Below are 19248 nucleotides of genomic sequence, written 5' to 3'. Positions count from 1 at the left end.
ACGGATAACCGGTGTCGACGCCGTTCTATGTCTCCCCGCAGCAGGCCATGGCCGACCGGGCGGAGTACGCCCGCAAGGGCATCGCCCGTGGTCGCAGTCTGGTGGTGCTCCAGTACGCCGACGGCATTGTGTTCGTCGGTGAGAACCCGTCCCGCGCGCTGCACAAGTTCAGTGAGATCTACGACCGGATCGGCTTCGCGGCCGCCGGCAAGTACAACGAGTACGAGAATCTGCGGATCGGCGGGGTCCGCTATGCCGATCTGCGTGGGTACACCTACGACCGTGACGATGTGACGGCGCGCGGTCTGGCGAATGTGTACGCCCAGACGCTGGGCACGATCTTCTCCTCGGCGGCCGAGAAGCCGTACGAGGTGGAGCTGGTGGTCGCGGAGGTGGGTGAGACTCCGGAGGGTGACCAGATCTACCGGCTGCCGCACGACGGTTCGATCGTGGACGAGCACGGCTCGGTGGCGGTGGGCGGTAACGCCGAGTTGATCAGCACCTATCTGGATCAGCGTCACCAGGACGGGATGAGCCTGGCGGAGGCGCTGAAGCTGGCGGTGCAGGCGCTGTCGCGCGAGTCGAACGGTTCGCAGCGGGAGATTCCGGCGGAGCGGCTTGAGGTGGCGGTGCTGGACCGGACGCGTCCGCAGAAGCGGAAGTTCAAGCGGATCGTGGGCCGCCAGTTGGACCGTCTGCTGGCGGAGGACGGTGCGGCCACCGAGGCGGAGAGCGCCGAGGGTGGCGAGGAGAGCGGCGAGGAGTAGTCCGTACCGCGCTGTCACGCTTGCTGTGCCCCGGCCGGTGTTCCGGTCGGGGCACAGGTGCGTTCAGGAGGCCCTGGGGGGCGCTGTGGAGGCCCGTACGACGAGTTCGACGGGAATGTCCCCTGCCTCGGGTTCGCGGCCGTCCAGGACGGCGAGGAGGGCTTGCATGCCGCGTTCGCCGAAGAGCTCGGCGTCGAGGCGGACGGTGGTGAGTTCGGGGTCGATGGCGGTGGCGAGGGCGAGGTCGTCGAGGCCGGTGACGGAGAGGTCGTCGGGGACGGTCAGGCCGAGGCGGCGGGCGGCTTTGTAGGCGCCGGCGGCGAGTTTGTCGTCGTCGCAGATGAGGGCGGTGGGGCGGGGTCCGGGCGCGGCGAGGGCGGTTTCGGCGGCGTGCTGGGCGCCCTCGATGGAGATCGGGGCGTGTGCGGTGGCCAGGGTGGTGCCGGGGACCGGGGCCAGGCGGGTGCGCAGTTCGCGGGCGCGTACGTCGAAGGTCCAGGAGGGGACGTCGGCGGCGAGGTGCAGGAAGCGGCGGTGGCCGAGGCCGAGGAGGTGGTCGGTGACCTGGCGGATGCCGTCGGCGATGTCGAGGTTGACGGTGGCGGCGCCGAGGCTGCCTTCGGGGTCGCTGTCGAGCATCACCAGGGGGAGCTGGTCGCCGCGGATGGCGGTGAGGGCGTCGGCGGCCATGGAGGAGGCGATGACGCCGTCGAGGGCGGCCTGGGCGGAGGCGAAGGGGTCGCGGGCGGGGCCGATGCCTTCGGGGGAGGGGTAGAGGACGACGCCGAAGCCGTGGGCGGCGGCGACGCGGGCGGCGCCGGTGTAGACGCCGGCGAAGAATTCGGTGGTGAGGGCGGGGACGACGAGCAGGACGGTGCGGGTGCGGCCGAGGCGGAGGTTGCGGGCGGCGAGGTTGGGCCGGTAGCCGAGTTCGCGGGCGGCCTCGCGGACGCGTTCGGCGGTGGCGGCGCTGACGCGGCCGCGCCATTTGTCGCCGAGGACGAGGGAGACCGCGGCCTGGGAGACGCCCGCGGCCTGGGCGACGTCCCGGCTGGTGGGGCGGGTGCTGCCTCGGGCCACCGTGGGTGCCTGCGCTTTCCTGTGGACGCCTGAACAGCGCACATGGTACGTATGACGAAGGACGTTATACGTAAAACCTCACGCGTCACGGCGAGGAGATGGCGGACATGGCCGCGGGATACCTGGAGATCCTCAGGGCGAGGCATGCCGCTCGGCTGCTCGCCGGAACGCTGGTGGGACGGCTGCCGAACGCCACTGCCGCCATCGCGATCGTGCTGTTCGTGCGCGCGGAGGGCGGCACGTACAGCCTCGCGGGCGCGCTGGCGGCGGTGTACGGCGTGGCGAACGCGGTGGGGCAGCCGCTGCTGGGGCGGCTGGTGGATCTGCACGGGCAGCCACGGGTGCAGTTGCCCGCCGCGGTGCTGTCGGCGCTGGCGATGGCCGTCTTCGCGGTGACCGGCATCGGGCCGCTGGTGCTCGCGTACGCGGCCGTGGCGGTGGCCGGGCTGTTCACGCCGCCGCTGGAGGGCGGGCTGCGGGCGCTGTGGCCGTCGGTGCTGGGCAAGGAGAGCCAGGTGCACACGGCGTACGCGATGGACGCCGTGGCGCAGGAAGTGATGTTCACGGTCGGGCCGTTGCTGGTGACGCTGTGCACCTCGCTGTGGTCGGCGCAGGCGGCGCTGCTGGTCCTGAACCTCATTGGCGTGCTCGGCGCGCTGTCGGTGGTGCTGTCGCCGCCCTCGCGCGCGTGGCGTTCGGCGCCCCGGGAGGCGCACTGGCTGGGCGCGCTGCGCTCGCCGGGGCTGCTGGCGCTGCTGGCGGCGTTCCTGTTCATCGGTGTGGCGCTGGGTTCCATCACGGTGGCGTCGGTGCCGTACGCGGACGACCACGGCGGTGACGTGGCGTACGGCTGGCTGATGGCGGGGATCGGGCTGGGCGCGCTGCTCGGGGGCACCGTGTACGGGGCGCGGCAGTGGTCGGGGGAGCCGGCGCGGCGACTGACGGTACTGGTGGCCCTTCTGGCGGTGTGTTACCTGCCGCTGATGCTGATGCCGGGCGTGGTGGCCATGGTGGCGCTGATGGTGCTGGCGGGTGTGTTCCTGGCGCCCTGTATCGCTTGTGCGTTTGTGCTCGTGGACCGGCACGCCCCGCGCGGGACGGTGACGGAGGCGTTCTCGTGGCTGGTGACGACGTTCACGGTAGGCGCGTCGGTCGGGACGGGGCTCGCGGGTCCGGTCGTGGAGAAGGGCGGGGCGCTGTGGGGTTACGCCGTTCCGGGTGCCGCGGGAGGTGTCTCGCTGCTGGTCCTGTTGGCCACGCGCGGGGTCCTCGCGGCGTCCGCGCAGCCAGCGGTGGTTGCGGCTTCATCGGAAAATGATCCAAACCGTGCTGTCGAACCCCGTTTCAGCTCAGGGGATCGGGCGTAATGTTCAGTCATGGACCGCCGCATTTTCGGGCTGGAGAACGAGTACGGCGTCACGTGCACGTTCAGGGGACAGCGCCGTCTGTCGCCTGACGAGGTGGCGCGGTACCTCTTCCGCCGTGTCGTGTCATGGGGCCGCAGCAGCAATGTCTTTCTGCGGAACGGCGCCCGCCTGTATCTCGACGTGGGGTCACATCCGGAATACGCGACACCCGAGTGTGACAACGTGACCGAACTGGTCACGCACGACAAAGCAGGCGAACGCATTCTGGAAGGGCTACTGGTCGACGCCGAACGACGCCTGCACGAGGAAGGAATCGCGGGCGACGTCTACCTCTTCAAGAACAACACCGACTCGGCGGGCAACTCCTATGGTTGCCACGAGAACTATCTGGTGGCGCGGCACGGGGAGTTCTCCCGGCTCGCGGACATCCTGATCCCGTTCCTCGTCACGCGTCAGCTGCTGTGCGGTGCGGGCAAGGTGCTGCAGACCCCGCGCGGGGCGGTGTACTGCGTGAGCCAGCGGGCGGAGCACATCTGGGAGGGCGTCTCGTCGGCGACGACGCGTTCCCGGCCCATCATCAACACCCGTGACGAACCGCACGCGGACGCCGAGCGCTACCGCCGACTGCATGTCATCGTGGGCGACTCCAACATGTCGGAGACGACCATGCTGCTCAAGGTCGGTGCCACCGACCTGGTGCTGCGCATGATCGAGGCGGGCACGGTGATGCGGGACCTGACGCTGGAGAACCCGATCCGGGCGATCCGCGAGGTCAGCCACGACATCACCGGGCGGCGCAAGGTGCGCCTGGCCAGCGGCCGGGAGGCCTCGGCGCTTGAGGTGCAGCGGGAGTACTACGAGAAGGCCGTGGACTTCTGCGAGCGGCGCGGTATCCGCACCGGCACCGTGGAGCAGGTGCTGGAGCTGTGGGGCCGCACGCTGGACGCGATCGAGTCCGAGGACCTGGACCGGATCGGCACCGAGATCGACTGGGTCATGAAGTACAAGCTCATCGAGCGGTACCGGGCCAAGCACAACATGACGATGTCGCATCCGCGGGTGGCGCAGATAGACCTCGCCTACCACGACATCCACCGTCGTCGTGGCCTGTACTACTTGCTGGAGAAGAAGGGTCAAGCAGCGCGGATCTGCAATGACTTGAAGATCTTCGAGGGCAAGTCCGTTCCGCCGCAGACCACTCGGGCCCGGCTGCGCGGCGACTTCATCCGCAGGGCCCAGGAGCAGCGGCGGGACTTCACGGTGGACTGGGTCCACCTGAAGCTGAACGACCAGGCGCAGCGCACGGTGTTGTGCAAGGACCCGTTCCGTTCGGTGGACGACAGGGTGGAGAAGCTGATCGCCGGTATGTGAGAGTCGAGTTCCGGCCCACGGGCCCCGGAACGCAACACGGGCGCCGTACGTTTACCGTACGGCGCTCTTCTCACGCCGTAGAGTTGCGCGCACGCCATCAGACAAGATCGATTGATTACGAGGCCCCCACCGTGCGCCGACGCTCACTGCTCATTGCCGTACCCGCCGGACTGGCCACGCTCGCCGCGTGCGGCGACGACGACGGAAGCGATTCGGCCGAGTCCGCCGAAACCCCGTCGCCCTCGGCCCCCGAGGCGGCGCCGTCGCCGAAGATCGTGGACGGGCCGCTGCCCAAGATCACCGCGGGTGTGAAGTTCGACGAGAAGCCGACCGTGGCCAAGGGCGACGGGGAGCCGTCGAAGGATCTCGCGGTGCAGACGGTGATCGCGGGCAACGGCGCCACCATCGCGGAGAACGACTACATCCAGGCCAACTACCTGGGGCAGATCTGGGCCACGGCGAAGGTCTTCGACAACTCCTACGACCGCAAGACGCCGCTGGTCATCCAGCTCGCGCAGGGCAGCATCATCGACGGCTGGCGCTACGCCCTGCCGGGCAAGAAGGTCGGCAGCCGCGTGCTGATGGCCGTCCCTCCGACCTGGGGCTACGGCACCGAGGGCAACAGCCAGGCGGGCATCAAGGGCACCGACACGCTGGTGTTCGTGGTGGATGTGCAGGGCACGTTCAACACCAAGAGCTCCGCCAAGGGCACCGAGACCCCCCAGGACGACGCGAACCTGCCGAAGGTCGGTACCAACACCGACGGCAAGGCGCCGTCCATCGAGGTGCCGGACACCGACGCGCCGACGAAGCTGGTGGCGAACTACATCCTGGAGGGTGACGGCCCGGAGGTCGGCGCCCAGGACAGCGTGCTGGTGCAGTACAAGGGCGTGCTGTGGGACGGCGGCAAGGAGTTCGACTCCACGTACGCCAACAAGCAGCTCGCCTCGTTCGGGCTGACGCAGGTCGTCAAGGGCTGGGCGCAGGGTTTGACCGGCAAGAAGGTGGGCAGCCGGGTGCTCATCGTCATCCCGCCGAAGCTCGGCTACGGCGACAATCCCCCGCAGGGCAGCGAGATCAAGAAGGACTCCACGCTGGTCTTCTCGGTCGACATCCTGGCGAAGATGTGACCCCGCGCGGGATGCGAGACTGTGATCGTTGCCTTTCCACCACAAGCATGGAGCTGAACACGTGAGCATCGACAAGCCCGAGATCGACTTCCCGGGCGGCGAGCCGCCGGCGGAGCTGGAGATCAAGGACATCTGGGAGGGCGACGGCGAGGTGGCCCAGGCGGGCCAGACCGTCACGGTGCACTACGTCGGTGTCGCCTTCAGCACCGGCGAGGAGTTCGACGCCAGCTGGAACCGCGGCACCCCGTTCCGCTTCCCGCTGGGCGCCGGCCGTGTCATCAAGGGCTGGGACCAGGGCGTGCAGGGCATGAAGGTCGGCGGCCGCCGCCAGCTGACCATCCCCGCCCACCTCGCCTACGGCAACCAGAGCCCGACGCCGGCGATCCAGCCGGGCGAGACGCTGATCTTCGTCGTGGACCTCCTCGGCGTCTGACCACCGCGTGTCCGATCACGCGCCGTTCCGACCGTTCGGCGACTGATCACTTGGGGTCTGATCGTCGTACGACCGGACTCGATCACCTGGGGCCCATGCCTGTCCGGGCATGGGCCCTCGGCTTTTGCCGCGCGACCCGGGGGCGGTACGGTCATCGGTCGTAAGCACCATAGGGAAGGCGAAGGGCGTCGATGGCCATTGCCAAGGCCGAGCGGCTCATGAATCTGGCGCTGTGTCTGCTCGGGACGCGGCGGCCGCTGAGCAAGCGCGAGCTGCGTGACTCCATCGAGGCGTACGTCGAGGCCTTCGGACCGGGCAACGGGTCGACGGGGAGCGACGACTCCTTCAACCGCATGTTCGAGCGGGACAAGGACGACCTGCGCGAGCTGGGCCTGGTCATCGAGACCGTGGAGAGCCTGGACGGCGAGGTCGGCTACCTGGCCCGCCGTGACAGCAACCGGCTGCCCCCGATCACCCTGGACGCCGAGGAGGCCGCCGCGCTCGGGCTGGCCGCCAAGGTCTGGCAGCAGGCCCGGCTCGCCGGTGCCGCCAGCGGCGCCCTGCAGAAGCTGCGCGCGGCCGGGCTGCCCGAGGAGGTCGACCCCTACGAGGCGCACGGCGCGCTGGAGCCGCGCATCCCCGTCCACGAGGCCGCGTTCGAGCCGCTGATGCTGGCCTGCCGGGACCGCCGCCCCGTCGTCTTCGACTACCGCAAGGCCACCGCCGCGCACCCCGAGCCGCGGCATGTCGAGCCGTGGGCGCTGGAGTGCTGGCGCGGCCACTGGTACCTGGCGGGCTTCGACCGCGACCGGGGCGCCGAGCGGGTCTTCAGGCTCTCCCGGATCACCGGCAAGGTCCGCTCCCGCGGCGGGAAGTTCACCGCTCCGGTGCCCGATGTCGTCACCGTGCGGGAGACCGTCGCGGGCTGGGCGGGGGAGACCGCCGACCGCTCCGCGCTGATCCGGCTGCGCTCGGACGCCGGGTACCCCTTGCGGGCGAAGGCCACCCGGGTCCGGGAACTCGGTGACGGCTGGGACGAGTTGGAGATTCCGTACGGCCACGGCCTGGACGCCTGGCTGGTGGAGTTCGGGCCGGACGTGGTGGTGCTGGAGCCCGCCGAGCTGCGGGCCGATGTGATGGACCGGCTGCGTGCCGTGGCCAAGGGCTGAGGGGGAGCGGACGGAACAGTGGCAGGCAAACCGGTCAGGCCCGCGAACGCCATCGACCAGACCCGGCGGATGCTCTCCCTGGTGACCTACCTCCGGGAGCGCCCCGGCGCCCGGATCGAGGACGTCGCGCGCGCCTTCGGCGTCACCGAGGACGAGCTGGTCTCGGACCTCGATGTGCTGCCCATGTGCGGCACCAGCTTCCGCGGCGGCGACCTCCTCGACATCGACACCGACGGGGAGCGGATCTGGTGGCACAACCCGGCCGCGCTGGCCGCGGAGGCGGCCGAGCCGCTGCGGCTGGCCTCCGACGAGGCCACGGCGCTGCTGGTGGCCGCCCGCGCGGTGTCCACCCTGCCCGGACTGCGCGAGAGCGACCGGCAGGCCCTGCTGCGGGCCACCGCCAAGGTGGAGGCCGCGGCCGGTGAGGCGGCCGGGGCCAGCTCCCGGCTGTCGGTGACCTTCGAATCGGAGGGCGGCGTCTTCGCCGATGTCGACCGGGCGATCTCCGAGCGGCGCCGGCTGTGGATCCGCTACTACTCCCCGGCCCGCGACGAGGTCACCGAACGCGAGATCGATCCCATCCGGCTGGTCAGCGTCGGCCACACCTATGTCGAGGCGTGGTGCCGCCGCTCCGAGGCGCGCCGCACCTTCCGGCTGGACCGGGTGGCCGAGATCAGGATCCTCGACGAGCCGGCCGCGCCGCCCGAGATCGAGCTGCGGGACCTGTCCGAGGGGCTGGTGCAGCCCGCCGCCGAGGACCCCGAGGTGATCATCGAGGTCGGTCCCGGCGGGCGCTGGGTGGCGGAGTACTACCCGCACGACAGTGCGGATGAGCTTCCCGACGGCGGGCTGCGTATCACTCTGCGGACGCCGGACCCGGCGTCGCTGCGGCGGCTCGCGCTCCGGCTCGGCCGCGACGGCCGTATCGTCGCGCCGCCCGAGCTGGCCGAGAGCGCCCGCCGGGCGGCCCGTGAGGCGCTCGCGGCGTACGACGGGATCGAGGCGCGGGACGCCGACGGGGCGTGAGCCGCGGGGGCGGGACCGAATGGCGTGGACCCGGGAGTGAGCCCAGGGGCGCCGGTTCGCGGAGCGCGAGCGCGTGCGGGCCCGAGGGGCCGGGCACGGTCACGGTCGGCGAACGGGCACACGGCGCCCGTAGGCGATCGACCAAGAACGAGGGAGTGCGGGGCTTTGAGTGAAGCGGGGTCGGTCGGGATGTCGGTGGCGTCCGCGTTCGCGGGGATGAGACGGGTCTCCCCGGTCGTGTTCCGGGCGGGCTGCCCGGACTGCCGGGGCCGGTTCGAACTCGCGGCGAGCGCGTTGCGGCTGGCCATCGGCGCCAGCAGCCGGACCACGTTCTACTCCTTCACCTGCCCGGAGTGCGGGGCTGCGGTGCGCAAGCCGGCCGGGGAGCGGATCGTGGAGCTGCTCACCGGCGGCGGGGTGCGCACCCTGCGGCTGCACTCGACCCTCTAGGCTCGGCGTCATGTTCTGGCCGATGTTCGCGGTAGCTGTGGGGTTCCTGGGTCTTGCCGTTCTCGGGGTGCTCGCGGTGCGGGTGTTCCTGGAGGCGCAGCGTCTGGGCAGGCAGGTCGCGGAGTCCGCGCGGCGCATCAACCGGGCCGCGGAGGATCTGGAGCGGGCGGCGGTGAGCACGGCGCGGGCCGTGGACTCGCTGTGAGCGATGCTGAGAAGCGGGTGTGAGTCCTGCGTGACGAGCGTTTTGGGCCGCTTCGCCCTGTCATCGAGGCGCCCGTGGCAGGTACGCTGCTGGTCGCGGCCCGGATAACGAGGCCCAGGCCGCGGACTGGGAGTACGCACGGGGATTGCTTCTCGTTCACCCCTGAGCGTTACGATCGCTGTCAGCGCGTTCGTTCGGACGCATGTCCGACCGGTCGGACAGCACCCCCACCCAAGCCGCCTCGGTGAGAAGGTAAAGACTTATGTTCGGAAGGCTCGGAGCTCCCGAGATCATTCTCATCCTCGTCGTCATCATCCTGCTGTTCGGCGCGAAGAAGCTTCCGGACATGGCTCGGTCGCTCGGCAAGTCCGCCCGGATCCTCAAGAGCGAGGCGAAGGCGATGAAGGACGACGGCAAGACCACCGCCCCCGCCGACCCGCCCAACAACGACGAGCAGCCCCCGGCCCAGCGCATCATCCAGGCCGCGCCCGGCGACGTGACGAGCTCGCGCCCGGTCAACGAGCCGACGGACACGACCAAGCGCTGACGCAGGGCCGGTGACCTCCGGCCCGCCGCACGAGATGGGAACGTGGGTTGCTGAAGTCTGCCCGCAAGCAGGAGAAGGATCCCGAGGGGCGGATGCCCCTTGCGGAACACCTCCGCGAGCTCCGCAACCGGCTCGTCAAGAGTCTGCTGGCGATCGTCATCACGACGATCATCGCTGCCTTCTTCTACAAGGACATCATCCAGTTCTTCACGGATCCCATCCTTGAGGCGGTGGGATGCGACTACAGCTTCGCGGAGCTGGCGAAGAACACCAGTGAGACCCAGTGCGCGCGGATCGTGCAGAACGGTCTGCTGAGCCCGTTCACGCTGGCGCTCACCGTCTCGCTGGCCTCGGGTGTGGTGCTGGCCTCGCCGTTCTGGCTGTACCAGCTCTGGGCCTTCGTGGCGCCGGGTCTGCACCGGAGCGAGAAGAAGTACAGCCTCGCCTTTGTGGGCGCGGGCTTCCCCCTGTTCCTCACGGGCGCCTACTTCGCCTACTGGTCGCTGCCCAAGATGGCCTCCGTCATGCTGGAGTTCTCGATCATCGGCAGCGACAACCAGCTGCCCCTCGATGACCTCCTCCAGCTGATCATGCGGATGATCGTCGTCTTCGGCCTCTCCTTCGAGCTGCCGCTGCTGCTGGTGATGCTGAACTTCGGCGGCGTGATCACCGGCAAGCGGATGGCCGGCTGGTGGCGCGGCATGATCCTGGGCATCACGCTCTTCGCGGCGATCGCCACGCCCAGCACCGACCCCATCTCCATGCTGGCGCTGGCCGGTCCGATCTGGGTCCTCTACTTCGCGGCCACAGGCATCGCCCTCGTCAACGACCGGCGCCGCGCCCGCCGCGACGCCATGGGTCCCGCCGACGACGAGGCCTCCGAGCTGGATCTCACCCCCGACGACATCGGCGAGGTCGAGGCGGTCTCCGCCAGCCGTGCCCTGCCCGAGCAGACGTCCACGGACCGGGTCAACGGTTATGACGACGTGACCTGAGCAGGGGTGGGCAGCTCGTAGGGTCTGTGCCGTGAGCAGCGAGATCACTCTTTTCGTCAACCCCACCGCGGGTCGCGGCCGGGGCGCCGGTGCGGCGCAGCCGGCCGCTTCCGCGTTGCGGGCGGCCGGGTTCAGTGTGCGGACCGTCATCGGTGAGGACGCCGGGGACGCCCTGGTACGCGCGCGGGCCGCCGTCGCGGACGGCACCGGGGCCCTGGTCGCCGTCGGCGGGGACGGCATGGCGAACCTCGCCCTCCAGGCGGTGGCGGGAACGCGTACCCCGTTGGGACTGGTGGCCGTCGGTACCGGCAACGACTTCGCGCGGGCCCTGGGTCTGCCGGTGCGGGATCCGGCCGCCGCGGGGCGGATGATCGCCGACGCCCTCAAGGGCGCCCGGATCCGCGACATCGACCTCGGACAGGTCGGCGACCGCTGGTTCGGCACCGTCCTCGCCTCCGGCTTCGACTCCCGTGTCAACGACCGCGGCAACCGTATGCGCTGGCCCACGGGCCGTCTGAAGTACGACCTCGCGATGCTCGCCGAACTGGCCGCCTTCCGGCCCTTCCCGTACCGCATCACCCTCGACGGCGGCGAGGTCCGTGAGGTCGAGGCCACGCTGGTCGCGGTCGGCAACGGCTCCTCGTACGGAGGCGGGATGCGGATCTGTCCAGGCGCCGACCCCACCGACGGACTGTTCGACATCACGATCGTCGGGGACTGCTCCCGCGCCACCCTGCTCAGGGTGTTCCCGAGCGTCTACAAGGGCGGGCACGTCGGCCACCCCAAGGTCACCGTGGTGCGGGCCGCGCAGGTGGAGATCGCCGCCGAGAACATCACCGGCTACGCCGACGGCGAGCGGCTGGGCGCGCTGCCCCTGACCGCACGCTGTGTGCCCGGAGCGGTACGCGTAGTAGGCCCGTGAGCTGCGCGGATCCAGGGTTAACGGGACCTGGATCCGGATAATGATCGTCCTGTTGTCAGTGGGGCCCGGTACGCTCGAAAGCACGATGACAGAGGACCTCTCACCGGCCGAGCGCTATGCGGCTGCCCGGGCACGGGCTGCCGAGCAGGCCACCGCGCTCGCCTCCTTCCGCGAGATGTACGACTTCGGCCTCGATCCCTTCCAGATCGCGGCCTGCACGGCGCTCGAAGCGGGCAAGGGCGTGCTGGTGGCCGCCCCCACCGGCTCCGGCAAGACGATCGTGGGCGAGTTCGCCGTCCACCTCGCCCTCCAGCAGGGCAAGAAGTGCTTCTACACGACGCCCATCAAGGCGCTGTCGAACCAGAAGTACAACGACCTGTGCCGCCGTTACGGCACGTCCAAGGTCGGCCTGCTCACCGGCGACAACAGCGTCAACTCCGACGCCCCGGTGGTCGTGATGACCACCGAGGTGCTGCGGAACATGCTGTACGCGGGCTCGCAGACCCTCCTCGGCCTGGGCTATGTGGTCATGGACGAGGTGCACTACCTCTCCGACCGCTTCCGCGGCGCCGTGTGGGAGGAAGTGATCATCCACCTCCCCGAGTCGGTGACCCTGGTGTCCCTGTCGGCCACCGTGTCCAACGCCGAGGAGTTCGGCGACTGGCTGGACACCGTACGCGGCGACACCGAGGTGATCGTCTCCGAGCACCGCCCCGTGCCGCTGTTCCAGCACGTGCTGGCCGGACGGCGGATGTACGACCTGTTCGAGGAGGGCGAGGGGCACAGGAAGGCCGTCAACCCCGACTTGACGCGGCTGGCGCGGATGGAGGCCACCCGGCCCTCGTACCAGGACCGCAGACGCGGGCGCGCCATGCGCGAGGCCGACCGGGAGCGCGAGCGCAGACAGCGCTCGCGGGTGTGGACGCCGGGCCGCCCCGAAGTCATCGAACGGCTCGACGCCGAGGGCCTGCTGCCCGCCATCACCTTCATCTTCAGCCGCGCCGCCTGCGAGGCCGCCGTGCAGCAGTGCCTGTACGCCGGACTGCGGCTCAACGACGACGAGGCGCGGCACAAGGTGCGTTCCCTGGTGGAGGAGCGCACCGCCTCCATCCCCACCGAGGACCTGCACGTCCTCGGGTACTACGAGTGGCTGGAGGGCCTGGAGCGCGGTATCGCCGCCCATCACGCGGGCATGCTGCCGACGTTCAAGGAGGTCGTCGAGGAACTCTTCGTACGCGGCCTGGTCAAGGCCGTGTTCGCCACCGAGACCCTCGCGCTCGGCATCAACATGCCCGCCCGCTCGGTGGTGCTGGAGAAGCTCGTCAAGTGGAACGGCGAGCAGCACGCCGACATCACCCCGGGCGAGTACACCCAGCTCACCGGACGCGCGGGGCGGCGCGGCATCGACGTCGAGGGCCACGCGGTGGTGCTGTGGCAGCGGGGGATGAGCCCGGAGCACCTCGCGGGCCTCGCCGGCACACGTACGTATCCGCTGCGCTCCAGCTTCAAGCCGTCGTACAACATGGCGGTCAACCTGGTCGAGCAGTTCGGGCGGCACCGCTCGCGCGAGCTGCTGGAGACCTCCTTCGCGCAGTTCCAGGCCGACAAGTCGGTCGTCGGGATCTCCCGGCAGGTGCAGCGCAACGAGGAGGGGCTCGAAGGCTACAAGGCCTCCATGACCTGCCACCTCGGCGACTTCGAGGAGTACGCGCGGCTGCGCCGCGAGCTGAAGGACCGGGAGACCGAGCTGGCCCGCCAGGGCGCCGCCCAGCGGCGCGCGGAGGCCGCGGTCGCGCTGGAGAAGCTCAAGCCGGGCGATGTCATCCATGTGCCGACCGGCAAGTACGCCGGTCTCGCGCTGGTGCTGGACCCCGGGCTGCCCGCGGGCCGGTCCAACGGGCACCGCGGCTTCGACCACCACGACGGGCCGCGCCCGCTGGTGCTCACCGCCGAGCGGCAGGTCAAGCGGCTCGCCTCGATGGACTTCCCGGTGCCGGTGGAGGCGCTGGAGCGGATGCGCATCCCGAAGTCCTTCAACCCGCGCTCCCCGCAGTCCCGTCGGGACCTCGCCTCCGCGCTGCGCACCAAGGCCGGGCACATCCCGCCGGAGCGGGCCCGCAAGAAGCGCTCGCAGGCCGCCGACGACCGGGAGATCGCCCGGCTGCGCACCGCGATCCGCGCGCACCCGTGCCACGGCTGCAACGACCGCGAGGACCACGCCCGTTGGGCCGAGCGCTACCACCGGCTGCTGCGCGACACCTCGCAGCTGGAGCGGCGTATCGAGGGCCGCACGAACACCATCGCGCGCACCTTCGACCGGATCGTGGCGCTGCTGACCGAGCTGGACTACCTACGCGCCGACGAGGTCACCGAGCACGGCAAGCGGCTCGCGCGGCTCTACGGCGAACTGGACCTGCTGGCCAGCGAATGCCTGCGGGCCGGTGTCTGGGAGGGCCTCGGGCCCGCCGAACTCGCCGCGTGCGTCTCGGCGTTGGTGTACGAGGCGCGGGTCGGCGACGACGCGATGGCGCCGAAGCTGCCGAGCGGCAAGGCCAAGGCGGCGCTCGGTGAGATGGTCCGGATCTGGGGGCGGCTGGACGCCCTGGAGGAGGACTTCCGGATCAACCAGACCGAGGGCGTGGGCCAGCGCGAGCCCGATCTGGGCTTCGCCTGGGCGGCGTACATGTGGGCCTCCGGCAAGGGCCTGGACGAGGTGCTGCGCGAGGCGGACATGCCGGCCGGTGACTTCGTGCGCTGGTGCAAGCAGGTCATCGACGTGCTCGGGCAGATCTCGGCGGCGGCGCCCGCGCGGGAGGGCTCGACGGTGGCGAAGGCGGCCCGCAAGGCGGTCGACCAGTTGCTGCGGGGAGTAGTGGCCTACTCGTCGGTGGGCTGATGCGCCGTACCGGCTGAACCGCCGGAGAGTGATGCGGGGTTCCGCGTGGGTGAATTCCACGCGGGGCCCCGACGTCGTTTCCGGGGGTGGTTTCCTCACTCGTCACGGTGAGTGTTCTCGCACGTGCGTACCCCGTGACACGGAGTGTGCGAATGATTCCTCAGCGTGCAAATGGAGACGAGGGTACTCCTGTCCCAGGTGGGATTTCAGGTGCTTGCTGAATATGACACGGCGATGATCCGGTCGGACTAAGCTCGCCCGCGACGCACCGAGTTGAGGCGTATTCGTGCGCTTGTTCCAAAACCTCCCGAAGACCCAGAACGTTCCATGACGTACCCCCCTGCAAGTCCCCCCGACTCCCAGCCGATTCCTTTCAGAGGGCCCACATGGTGAGTGTTCAACCTCCTCCCGCCTCCCAGCCCCAGCGCCGCGAACTTCCCTATGCGCGCGTGCTGTTGCCCCCCGCCATACTGATGGCCGCGGCGACCGGAGCCGCCGCCGCGCTGGTCTCGGGGCCGGTGCGGGCCGCCGTCGGCTGGTGCGGCGCCGTCGCCACGGTTCTGGTGATCGCGACGGCCTCCCAGGTCGTCCGCCGCGGCCGTGCCCTGCGCAGCGCCCGTGAGGAGCACGCCCGTCACACCGCGTATCTGGAGCGGCGGGTCGCCTCCCACGACTACGAGATGGACCGGCTCGCCAGGGAGATCGTGCCCGTCGCGATCGATTACATGCACCGCGGCAATTCCCCCGCGGAGGTGATTCGCCACCTCGGCGAGCTCAACCCGGACTACCGCGAACTCAAGGCGCCCGAGCTGGCGTTGATCGAGCGCGTGCTCCTGATCATCGACGAGGAAGAGGCGCTGCGGGACTCCGCCCAGCGCTCCTTCGTCAACATCGCCCGCCGGGTGCAGGCCATCGTCCACCAGCAGAACAAGGAACTCCTCGAAATGGAGGAGGACCACGGCCGCAACCCCGAGGTCTTCGACGACCTGTTGCGCATCGACCACGGCACCGCGCTGATCGGCCGGCTCGCCGACTCCATCGCCGTGCTCGGCGGTGGCCGGCCGGGCCGCCAGTGGCCCGAGCCCGTCGCGCTCTACAGCGTGCTGCGCGGCGCCATGTCGCGCATCCTGGAGTACCGGCGCATCTCGCTGGACAACATCGCCAAGGTCAACATCCGCGGTATCTCCGTCGAGCCGGTCATCCACGCCGCCGCCGAACTCCTCGACAACGCCACCCGCTACTCGCCGCCGCAGACCAAGGTGCACGTCACCGCCACCGAGGTGCAGACCGGCGTCGCCATCGAGATCGAGGACGCCGGCGTCAGCCTCAGCGAGGAGGCCCGCGCCAAGGTCGAGGGCATGCTGGAGGCCGCCAAGGCCGGTATCGACCTGCAGGAACTCGGCGACACCCCGCGCCTGGGCCTCGCCGTCGTGGGCCGTCTGTGCACCGCCTTCGACATGCAGGTCAGCCTGCGCACCTCGGCGTACGGCGGGGTCCGCGCGGTGCTGATCGTGCCGCGCGAGATGATCACCAGTGACCCCGCGCCCGGCTACGCCCACGGCATCGGCGCCGCGGCCGCCCCGCTGCCCGAACTCGGCGGCGTCGAGGGCCCCAAGCGCAAGCCGAAGAAGCGCCGCCCCACCAACCCCAAGATCCCGGCGAACCTCTCCCTGGAGGACGACGTCCCGGTCGTCACCGAGTGGACCGCCAACGGCCTGCCGCAGCGCCGAAGCCGCGTCAAGACCCCGCTCAGCGAGCGCATCGCCCAGCAGGCCAAGCACGAACGCGAGGACCAGGAGCGCATCGCGCGCGGCGAGCAGCCCCTGTGGGGCACCGTCAAGCCCGACCCCGAGCCCGCGCCCGAGGACGACACCCCGCCCGGGCTGTGGGTGGAGGCCTTCTGGGAGGGCCTCAAGCGCGACCCCGATCCCAACGCATTCCGCCAGCCGACCAACGAACCGGCCCACGCCCCGGCCGATGACGAGGGGGACCTCAAGTGATCCAGCAGCGAGCCAACTTCGACTGGATGCTCAAGGATCTGGCCGACGGCGTACCAGGCATCGAGATGATCGTCGTGCTGTCCGCCGACGGTCTGCGCATCGCCCGGCACGGCGGCGACCCCGACGCCGCCGACCGCGTCGCGGCCGCCTGCGCCGGACTGCAGAGCCTGGCCGGAGCCGTCGCGCACGAGATCCCGGACAGCGACGGCAAGATGAAGCTGGTCATCATCGAGATCAACCGCGGCTACTTCTATCTGATGGCCGCCGGGCCCAACGCCTATCTCGCGGTGCTGTCCGACACGTTCGCCGAGCCCGGCCTGATGAGCAACCGCATGCGGGACCTGGTGGACCGGATCGGGCCGCACCTGACCAGTCCGCCCCGGCGCAACGGGCAGACCGTATGACTCCTCCGCAACGCCAGAGGCGGTACCCCAGCCAGCCGCCCGCCCCCGAGCCGGCCGCGGTGGGCGAGCGCAGGAACCCCGAGCGGATGTTCGTGGTCGGCGGAGACGGCGGGGACCGGGCCAACCTCGACCTGGTCACCTTAATCGTGGCGCGCGCCGACCCCCCGCCCTCCGCCACGCCCGAGCAGACGGCGCTGCTCCGGCTCTGCACGGCCCCGCTGTCCGTGGCCGAGCTGTCCGCATATCTCAGTCTCCCGTTCAGCGTGGTGACGGTCGTGCTCACCCAGATGCTGGCGGACGAACTGGTCGAGGCGCACAAGCCGCTGGTGCGGCAGTCGGTCGCCGACCGTTCCCTCCTCGAAGCGGTGATGCATGGACTTCAAAAACTCTGACACCATCCCCGGACCACGCACCGAGGACCGGCTGCCGCAGACCGTCCAGGCCGCGGTGAAGATCGTCATCGTGGGCGGTTTCGGGGTCGGCAAGACGACCATGGTCGGCTCGGTCAGCGAGATCAAACCGCTGACCACCGAGGAGACCATGACCCAGGCGGGCATCGGGATCGACGACAACTTCGGTTCCGACACCAAGACCGCCACCACCGTGGCCATGGACTTCGGCCGGATCAGCATCACCGAGAAGCTGGTGCTCTACCTCTTCGGCACCCCCGGCCAGGAGCGCTTCTGGTTCCTGTGGAACGGCCTGTTCGAGGGGGCGCTCGGCGCGGTGGTGCTGATCGACACCCGCCGGCTGGAGGTCAGCTTCGACGTCATAGGGCGGCTGGAGGAGCGCGGGGTGCCCTTCGTGGTCGCCGTCAACTCCTTCCCGGACGCGCCCCGTTACCCGGTCGAGGAGCTGCGTCAGGCGCTCGACCTGGCACCGGAGATCCCCATCGTGGAGTGCGACGCCCGCCGCCGCGCCTCCAGCCGGGACACCCTGATGACCCTGATGCGCTTCCTGCACTCGCTCGCCATGACCGGCGCGCTCACCTGACCGACGCTCACCCGACCGACGTATCCGACCGAACTCCCCCGACCCCGGATCCACTTCGGAGCGACCACGTGACGCCTGAATCCCACTCCCTGACCGGCACGGACGACCCGCGCTCGGGGCCACCGCCGGGCTGCCCCGCCCACGGCTCCGGGCCGGGAGGACTGCGCCGCCTCTACGGCCCGGAGGCGGAGGACCTGGAGGAGCTGTACGAGGAACTGCGCGACGAGCACGGACCGGTGGCGCCGGTGCTGCTCCACGACGACGTGCCGATGTGGGTGGTGCTCGGCCACGCCGAGAACATGCACATGGTGCGCAGCCCCTCGCAGTTCTGCCGGGACAGCCGTATCTGGACCCCCTTGCTGGAGGGCATGGTCAAGCCCGACCACCCGCTGATGCCGCACATCGCCTGGGAACCGATCTGCTCCTACGCCGAGGGCGACGAGCACCTCAGGCTGCGCGGCGCGGTCACCGGCGCCATGTCCACCATCGACCACCGCGGTATCCGCCGCTACATCAACCGCTCCACGCAGCGCCTGGTCAACCAGTTCTGCGAGCAGGGCCGGGCCGATCTGGTCGGCCAGTTCGCCGAGCACCTGCCGATGGCGGTGATGTGCGAGATCCTCGGCATGCCCGAGGAGTACAACGACCGGATGGTGCAGGCCACCCGGGACATGCTGCGCGGCTCGGAGACCGCCATCGCCAGCCACGGCTATGTGATGGGCGCCCTGCAGCGGCTCACCGAGCGCCGGCGGGCCGAGCCGGGGGACGACTTCACCAGCCAGCTCATGGCCCACCCGGCCCGGCTCACCGACGACGAGGTCACCAAGCACCTGTGGTTGGTGCTGATGGCGGCCTACGAGGCGACCGCCAACCTGATCGCCAACGTGCTGCGCATGGTCCTCACCGACCCGCGGTTCCGCGCCCAGCTCAAGGGCGGCCAGATGACGGTGCCGGAGGCGGTGGAGCAGTCCCTGTGGGACGAACCGCCGTTCAGCACCGTCTTCGCCTACTACGCCAAGCAGGACACCGAGCTGGGCGGCAAGCGCATCCGCAAGGGCGACGGCCTGCTGTTCGGGATCGCGCCCGGCAATGTCGACCCGCGGGTGCGGCCGGACCTGTCCGCGAACATGCAGGGCAACCGTTCGCACCTCGCCTTCGGCGGCGGCCCGCACGAGTGCCCCGGCCAGGACATCGCGCGTGGCATCGCCGACGTCGGTGTGGACGCGCTGCTGGCACGGCTGCCGGACGTCCGGCTCGACTGCGCCGAGGAGGACCTGTCCTGGCGTCAGTCCATCGCCTCCCGGCACCTGGTGGCGCTCCCGGTCCGCTTCGAGCCGAAGCCGACGCAGGACGTGACCGTCAAGCCCGGACTGAACATGGTGCCGACCCAGCGCCCCTCCTGGCACGTCACCTCGGCCCCGCGGACCCCGGCCCCGCAGCCCGCGCAGCCGCAGCCCCACCCGGTGCCCGCCGCGGCCCCGCAGGCGCAGCCG

At 70.3% G+C, this 19248-nt stretch carries 19 protein-coding genes; 18 read left to right on the top strand and 1 reads right to left on the bottom strand.

Features of this window, described 5'->3' with window-relative positions; genetic code table 11:
- Positions 1–11: 11 nt before the first annotated feature.
- On the top strand, positions 12–767 hold the full coding sequence (gene prcA, locus GA0115233_RS25465; RefSeq protein ID WP_093722627.1) for a proteasome subunit alpha: 756 nt from the start codon (positions 12–14) through the stop codon (positions 765–767).
- A gap of 63 nt (positions 768–830) precedes the next feature.
- On the opposite strand, the gene GA0115233_RS25460 is transcribed toward prcA, so the two are convergent.
- Positions 831–1847 (bottom strand): LacI family DNA-binding transcriptional regulator, encoded by a 1017-nt coding sequence (locus GA0115233_RS25460; RefSeq protein ID WP_093722626.1) that lies wholly within the window; start codon positions 1845–1847, stop codon positions 831–833.
- A 107-nt stretch (positions 1848–1954) separates the two neighbouring features.
- Between GA0115233_RS25460 and GA0115233_RS25455 the strand changes: the two genes are divergently transcribed.
- The 17 genes from GA0115233_RS25455 to GA0115233_RS25375 all read left to right on the top strand — a co-directional run.
- Entirely contained in the window at positions 1955–3214 is a 1260-nt protein-coding gene (locus GA0115233_RS25455) for an MFS transporter (protein ID WP_093722653.1), read from the top strand.
- A 9-nt stretch (positions 3215–3223) separates the two neighbouring features.
- Positions 3224–4585 (top strand): Pup--protein ligase, encoded by a 1362-nt coding sequence (pafA, locus tag GA0115233_RS25450; RefSeq protein WP_093722625.1) that lies wholly within the window; start codon positions 3224–3226, stop codon positions 4583–4585.
- A gap of 131 nt (positions 4586–4716) precedes the next feature.
- Entirely contained in the window at positions 4717–5715 is a 999-nt protein-coding gene (locus tag GA0115233_RS25445) for an FKBP-type peptidyl-prolyl cis-trans isomerase (RefSeq protein WP_093722624.1), read from the top strand.
- 61 nt (positions 5716–5776) lie between these two features.
- Positions 5777–6148: an FKBP-type peptidyl-prolyl cis-trans isomerase gene (locus GA0115233_RS25440; protein ID WP_093722623.1), complete on the top strand. Its 372-nt coding sequence runs from the start codon at positions 5777–5779 to the stop codon at positions 6146–6148.
- Positions 6149–6339: 191 nt separating this feature from the next.
- On the top strand, positions 6340–7317 hold the full coding sequence (locus tag GA0115233_RS25435) for a helix-turn-helix transcriptional regulator (protein ID WP_093722622.1): 978 nt from the start codon (positions 6340–6342) through the stop codon (positions 7315–7317).
- Between the two features lie 18 nt (positions 7318–7335).
- Positions 7336–8343, top strand: a complete 1008-nt coding sequence (locus GA0115233_RS25430) for a helix-turn-helix transcriptional regulator (protein ID WP_093722621.1) — start codon at positions 7336–7338, stop codon at positions 8341–8343.
- 189 nt (positions 8344–8532) lie between these two features.
- Positions 8533–8793, top strand: a complete 261-nt coding sequence (locus tag GA0115233_RS25425; RefSeq protein WP_093722620.1) for a hypothetical protein — start codon at positions 8533–8535, stop codon at positions 8791–8793.
- 10 nt (positions 8794–8803) lie between these two features.
- On the top strand, positions 8804–8998 hold the full coding sequence (locus tag GA0115233_RS25420; protein WP_093722619.1) for a hypothetical protein: 195 nt from the start codon (positions 8804–8806) through the stop codon (positions 8996–8998).
- Between the two features lie 262 nt (positions 8999–9260).
- Positions 9261–9545 (top strand): Sec-independent protein translocase subunit TatA, encoded by a 285-nt coding sequence (gene tatA / locus GA0115233_RS25415; protein ID WP_093722618.1) that lies wholly within the window; start codon positions 9261–9263, stop codon positions 9543–9545.
- Positions 9546–9592: 47 nt separating this feature from the next.
- On the top strand, positions 9593–10540 hold the full coding sequence (tatC, locus tag GA0115233_RS25410; RefSeq protein WP_093722617.1) for a twin-arginine translocase subunit TatC: 948 nt from the start codon (positions 9593–9595) through the stop codon (positions 10538–10540).
- Between the two features lie 31 nt (positions 10541–10571).
- Positions 10572–11462, top strand: a complete 891-nt coding sequence (locus GA0115233_RS25405) for a diacylglycerol kinase (RefSeq protein WP_093722616.1) — start codon at positions 10572–10574, stop codon at positions 11460–11462.
- A 40-nt stretch (positions 11463–11502) separates the two neighbouring features.
- The gene (locus tag GA0115233_RS25400) at positions 11503–14358 is read left to right on the top strand and encodes a DEAD/DEAH box helicase (protein WP_093722615.1); all 2856 of its coding nucleotides are present in this window, start codon (positions 11503–11505) and stop codon (positions 14356–14358) included.
- A gap of 386 nt (positions 14359–14744) precedes the next feature.
- Positions 14745–16358, top strand: a complete 1614-nt coding sequence (locus GA0115233_RS25395) for a sensor histidine kinase (RefSeq protein WP_093722614.1) — start codon at positions 14745–14747, stop codon at positions 16356–16358.
- Positions 16355–16762 carry a roadblock/LC7 domain-containing protein gene (locus GA0115233_RS25390; protein WP_015661667.1) on the top strand — a complete coding sequence of 136 codons (408 nt, stop codon included), beginning with the start codon at positions 16355–16357 and terminating at the stop codon, positions 16760–16762. Before GA0115233_RS25395 ends, GA0115233_RS25390 begins: the two co-directional genes overlap by 4 nt.
- Positions 16759–17154: a DUF742 domain-containing protein gene (locus GA0115233_RS25385; RefSeq protein WP_093722613.1), complete on the top strand. Its 396-nt coding sequence runs from the start codon at positions 16759–16761 to the stop codon at positions 17152–17154. Before GA0115233_RS25390 ends, GA0115233_RS25385 begins: the two co-directional genes overlap by 4 nt.
- Positions 17135–17755, top strand: a complete 621-nt coding sequence (locus GA0115233_RS25380; RefSeq protein WP_093722612.1) for a GTP-binding protein — start codon at positions 17135–17137, stop codon at positions 17753–17755. Before GA0115233_RS25385 ends, GA0115233_RS25380 begins: the two co-directional genes overlap by 20 nt.
- A 68-nt stretch (positions 17756–17823) precedes the next feature.
- Positions 17824–19248, top strand: a 1425-nt coding sequence (locus GA0115233_RS25375) for a cytochrome P450 (RefSeq protein WP_176711934.1), incomplete at its 3' end; no start/stop codon positions are given.

It is taken from the genome of Streptomyces sp. DI166 (genome assembly GCF_900091315.1).
GTDB classification, from domain to species: Bacteria; Actinomycetota; Actinomycetes; order Streptomycetales; family Streptomycetaceae; genus Streptomyces; species Streptomyces fuscus.
Note: the sequence above shows the minus strand (reverse complement) of the source record. Positions and strands in the feature narration are given on the sequence as shown.

Excerpts from the sequence above, each read along its gene's own strand:
- tatA (WP_093722618.1), top strand. The coding sequence starts at position 9,261 with ATGTTCGGAAGGCTCGGAGCTCCCGAGATCATTCTCATCCTCGTCGTC.
- GA0115233_RS25395 (WP_093722614.1), top strand. The coding sequence starts at position 14,745 with ATGGTGAGTGTTCAACCTCCTCCCGCCTCCCAGCCCCAGCGCCGCGAA.
- GA0115233_RS25455 (WP_093722653.1), top strand. The coding sequence starts at position 1,955 with ATGGCCGCGGGATACCTGGAGATCCTCAGGGCGAGGCATGCCGCTCGG.
- GA0115233_RS25435 (WP_093722622.1), top strand. The coding sequence starts at position 6,340 with ATGGCCATTGCCAAGGCCGAGCGGCTCATGAATCTGGCGCTGTGTCTG.
- pafA (WP_093722625.1), top strand. The coding sequence starts at position 3,224 with ATGGACCGCCGCATTTTCGGGCTGGAGAACGAGTACGGCGTCACGTGC.
- GA0115233_RS25400 (WP_093722615.1), top strand. The coding sequence starts at position 11,503 with ATGATCGTCCTGTTGTCAGTGGGGCCCGGTACGCTCGAAAGCACGATG.
- GA0115233_RS25385 (WP_093722613.1), top strand. The coding sequence starts at position 16,759 with ATGACTCCTCCGCAACGCCAGAGGCGGTACCCCAGCCAGCCGCCCGCC.
- GA0115233_RS25420 (WP_093722619.1), top strand. The coding sequence starts at position 8,804 with ATGTTCTGGCCGATGTTCGCGGTAGCTGTGGGGTTCCTGGGTCTTGCC.
- GA0115233_RS25380 (WP_093722612.1), top strand. The coding sequence starts at position 17,135 with ATGGACTTCAAAAACTCTGACACCATCCCCGGACCACGCACCGAGGAC.
- GA0115233_RS25425 (WP_093722620.1), top strand. The coding sequence starts at position 8,533 with ATGTCGGTGGCGTCCGCGTTCGCGGGGATGAGACGGGTCTCCCCGGTC.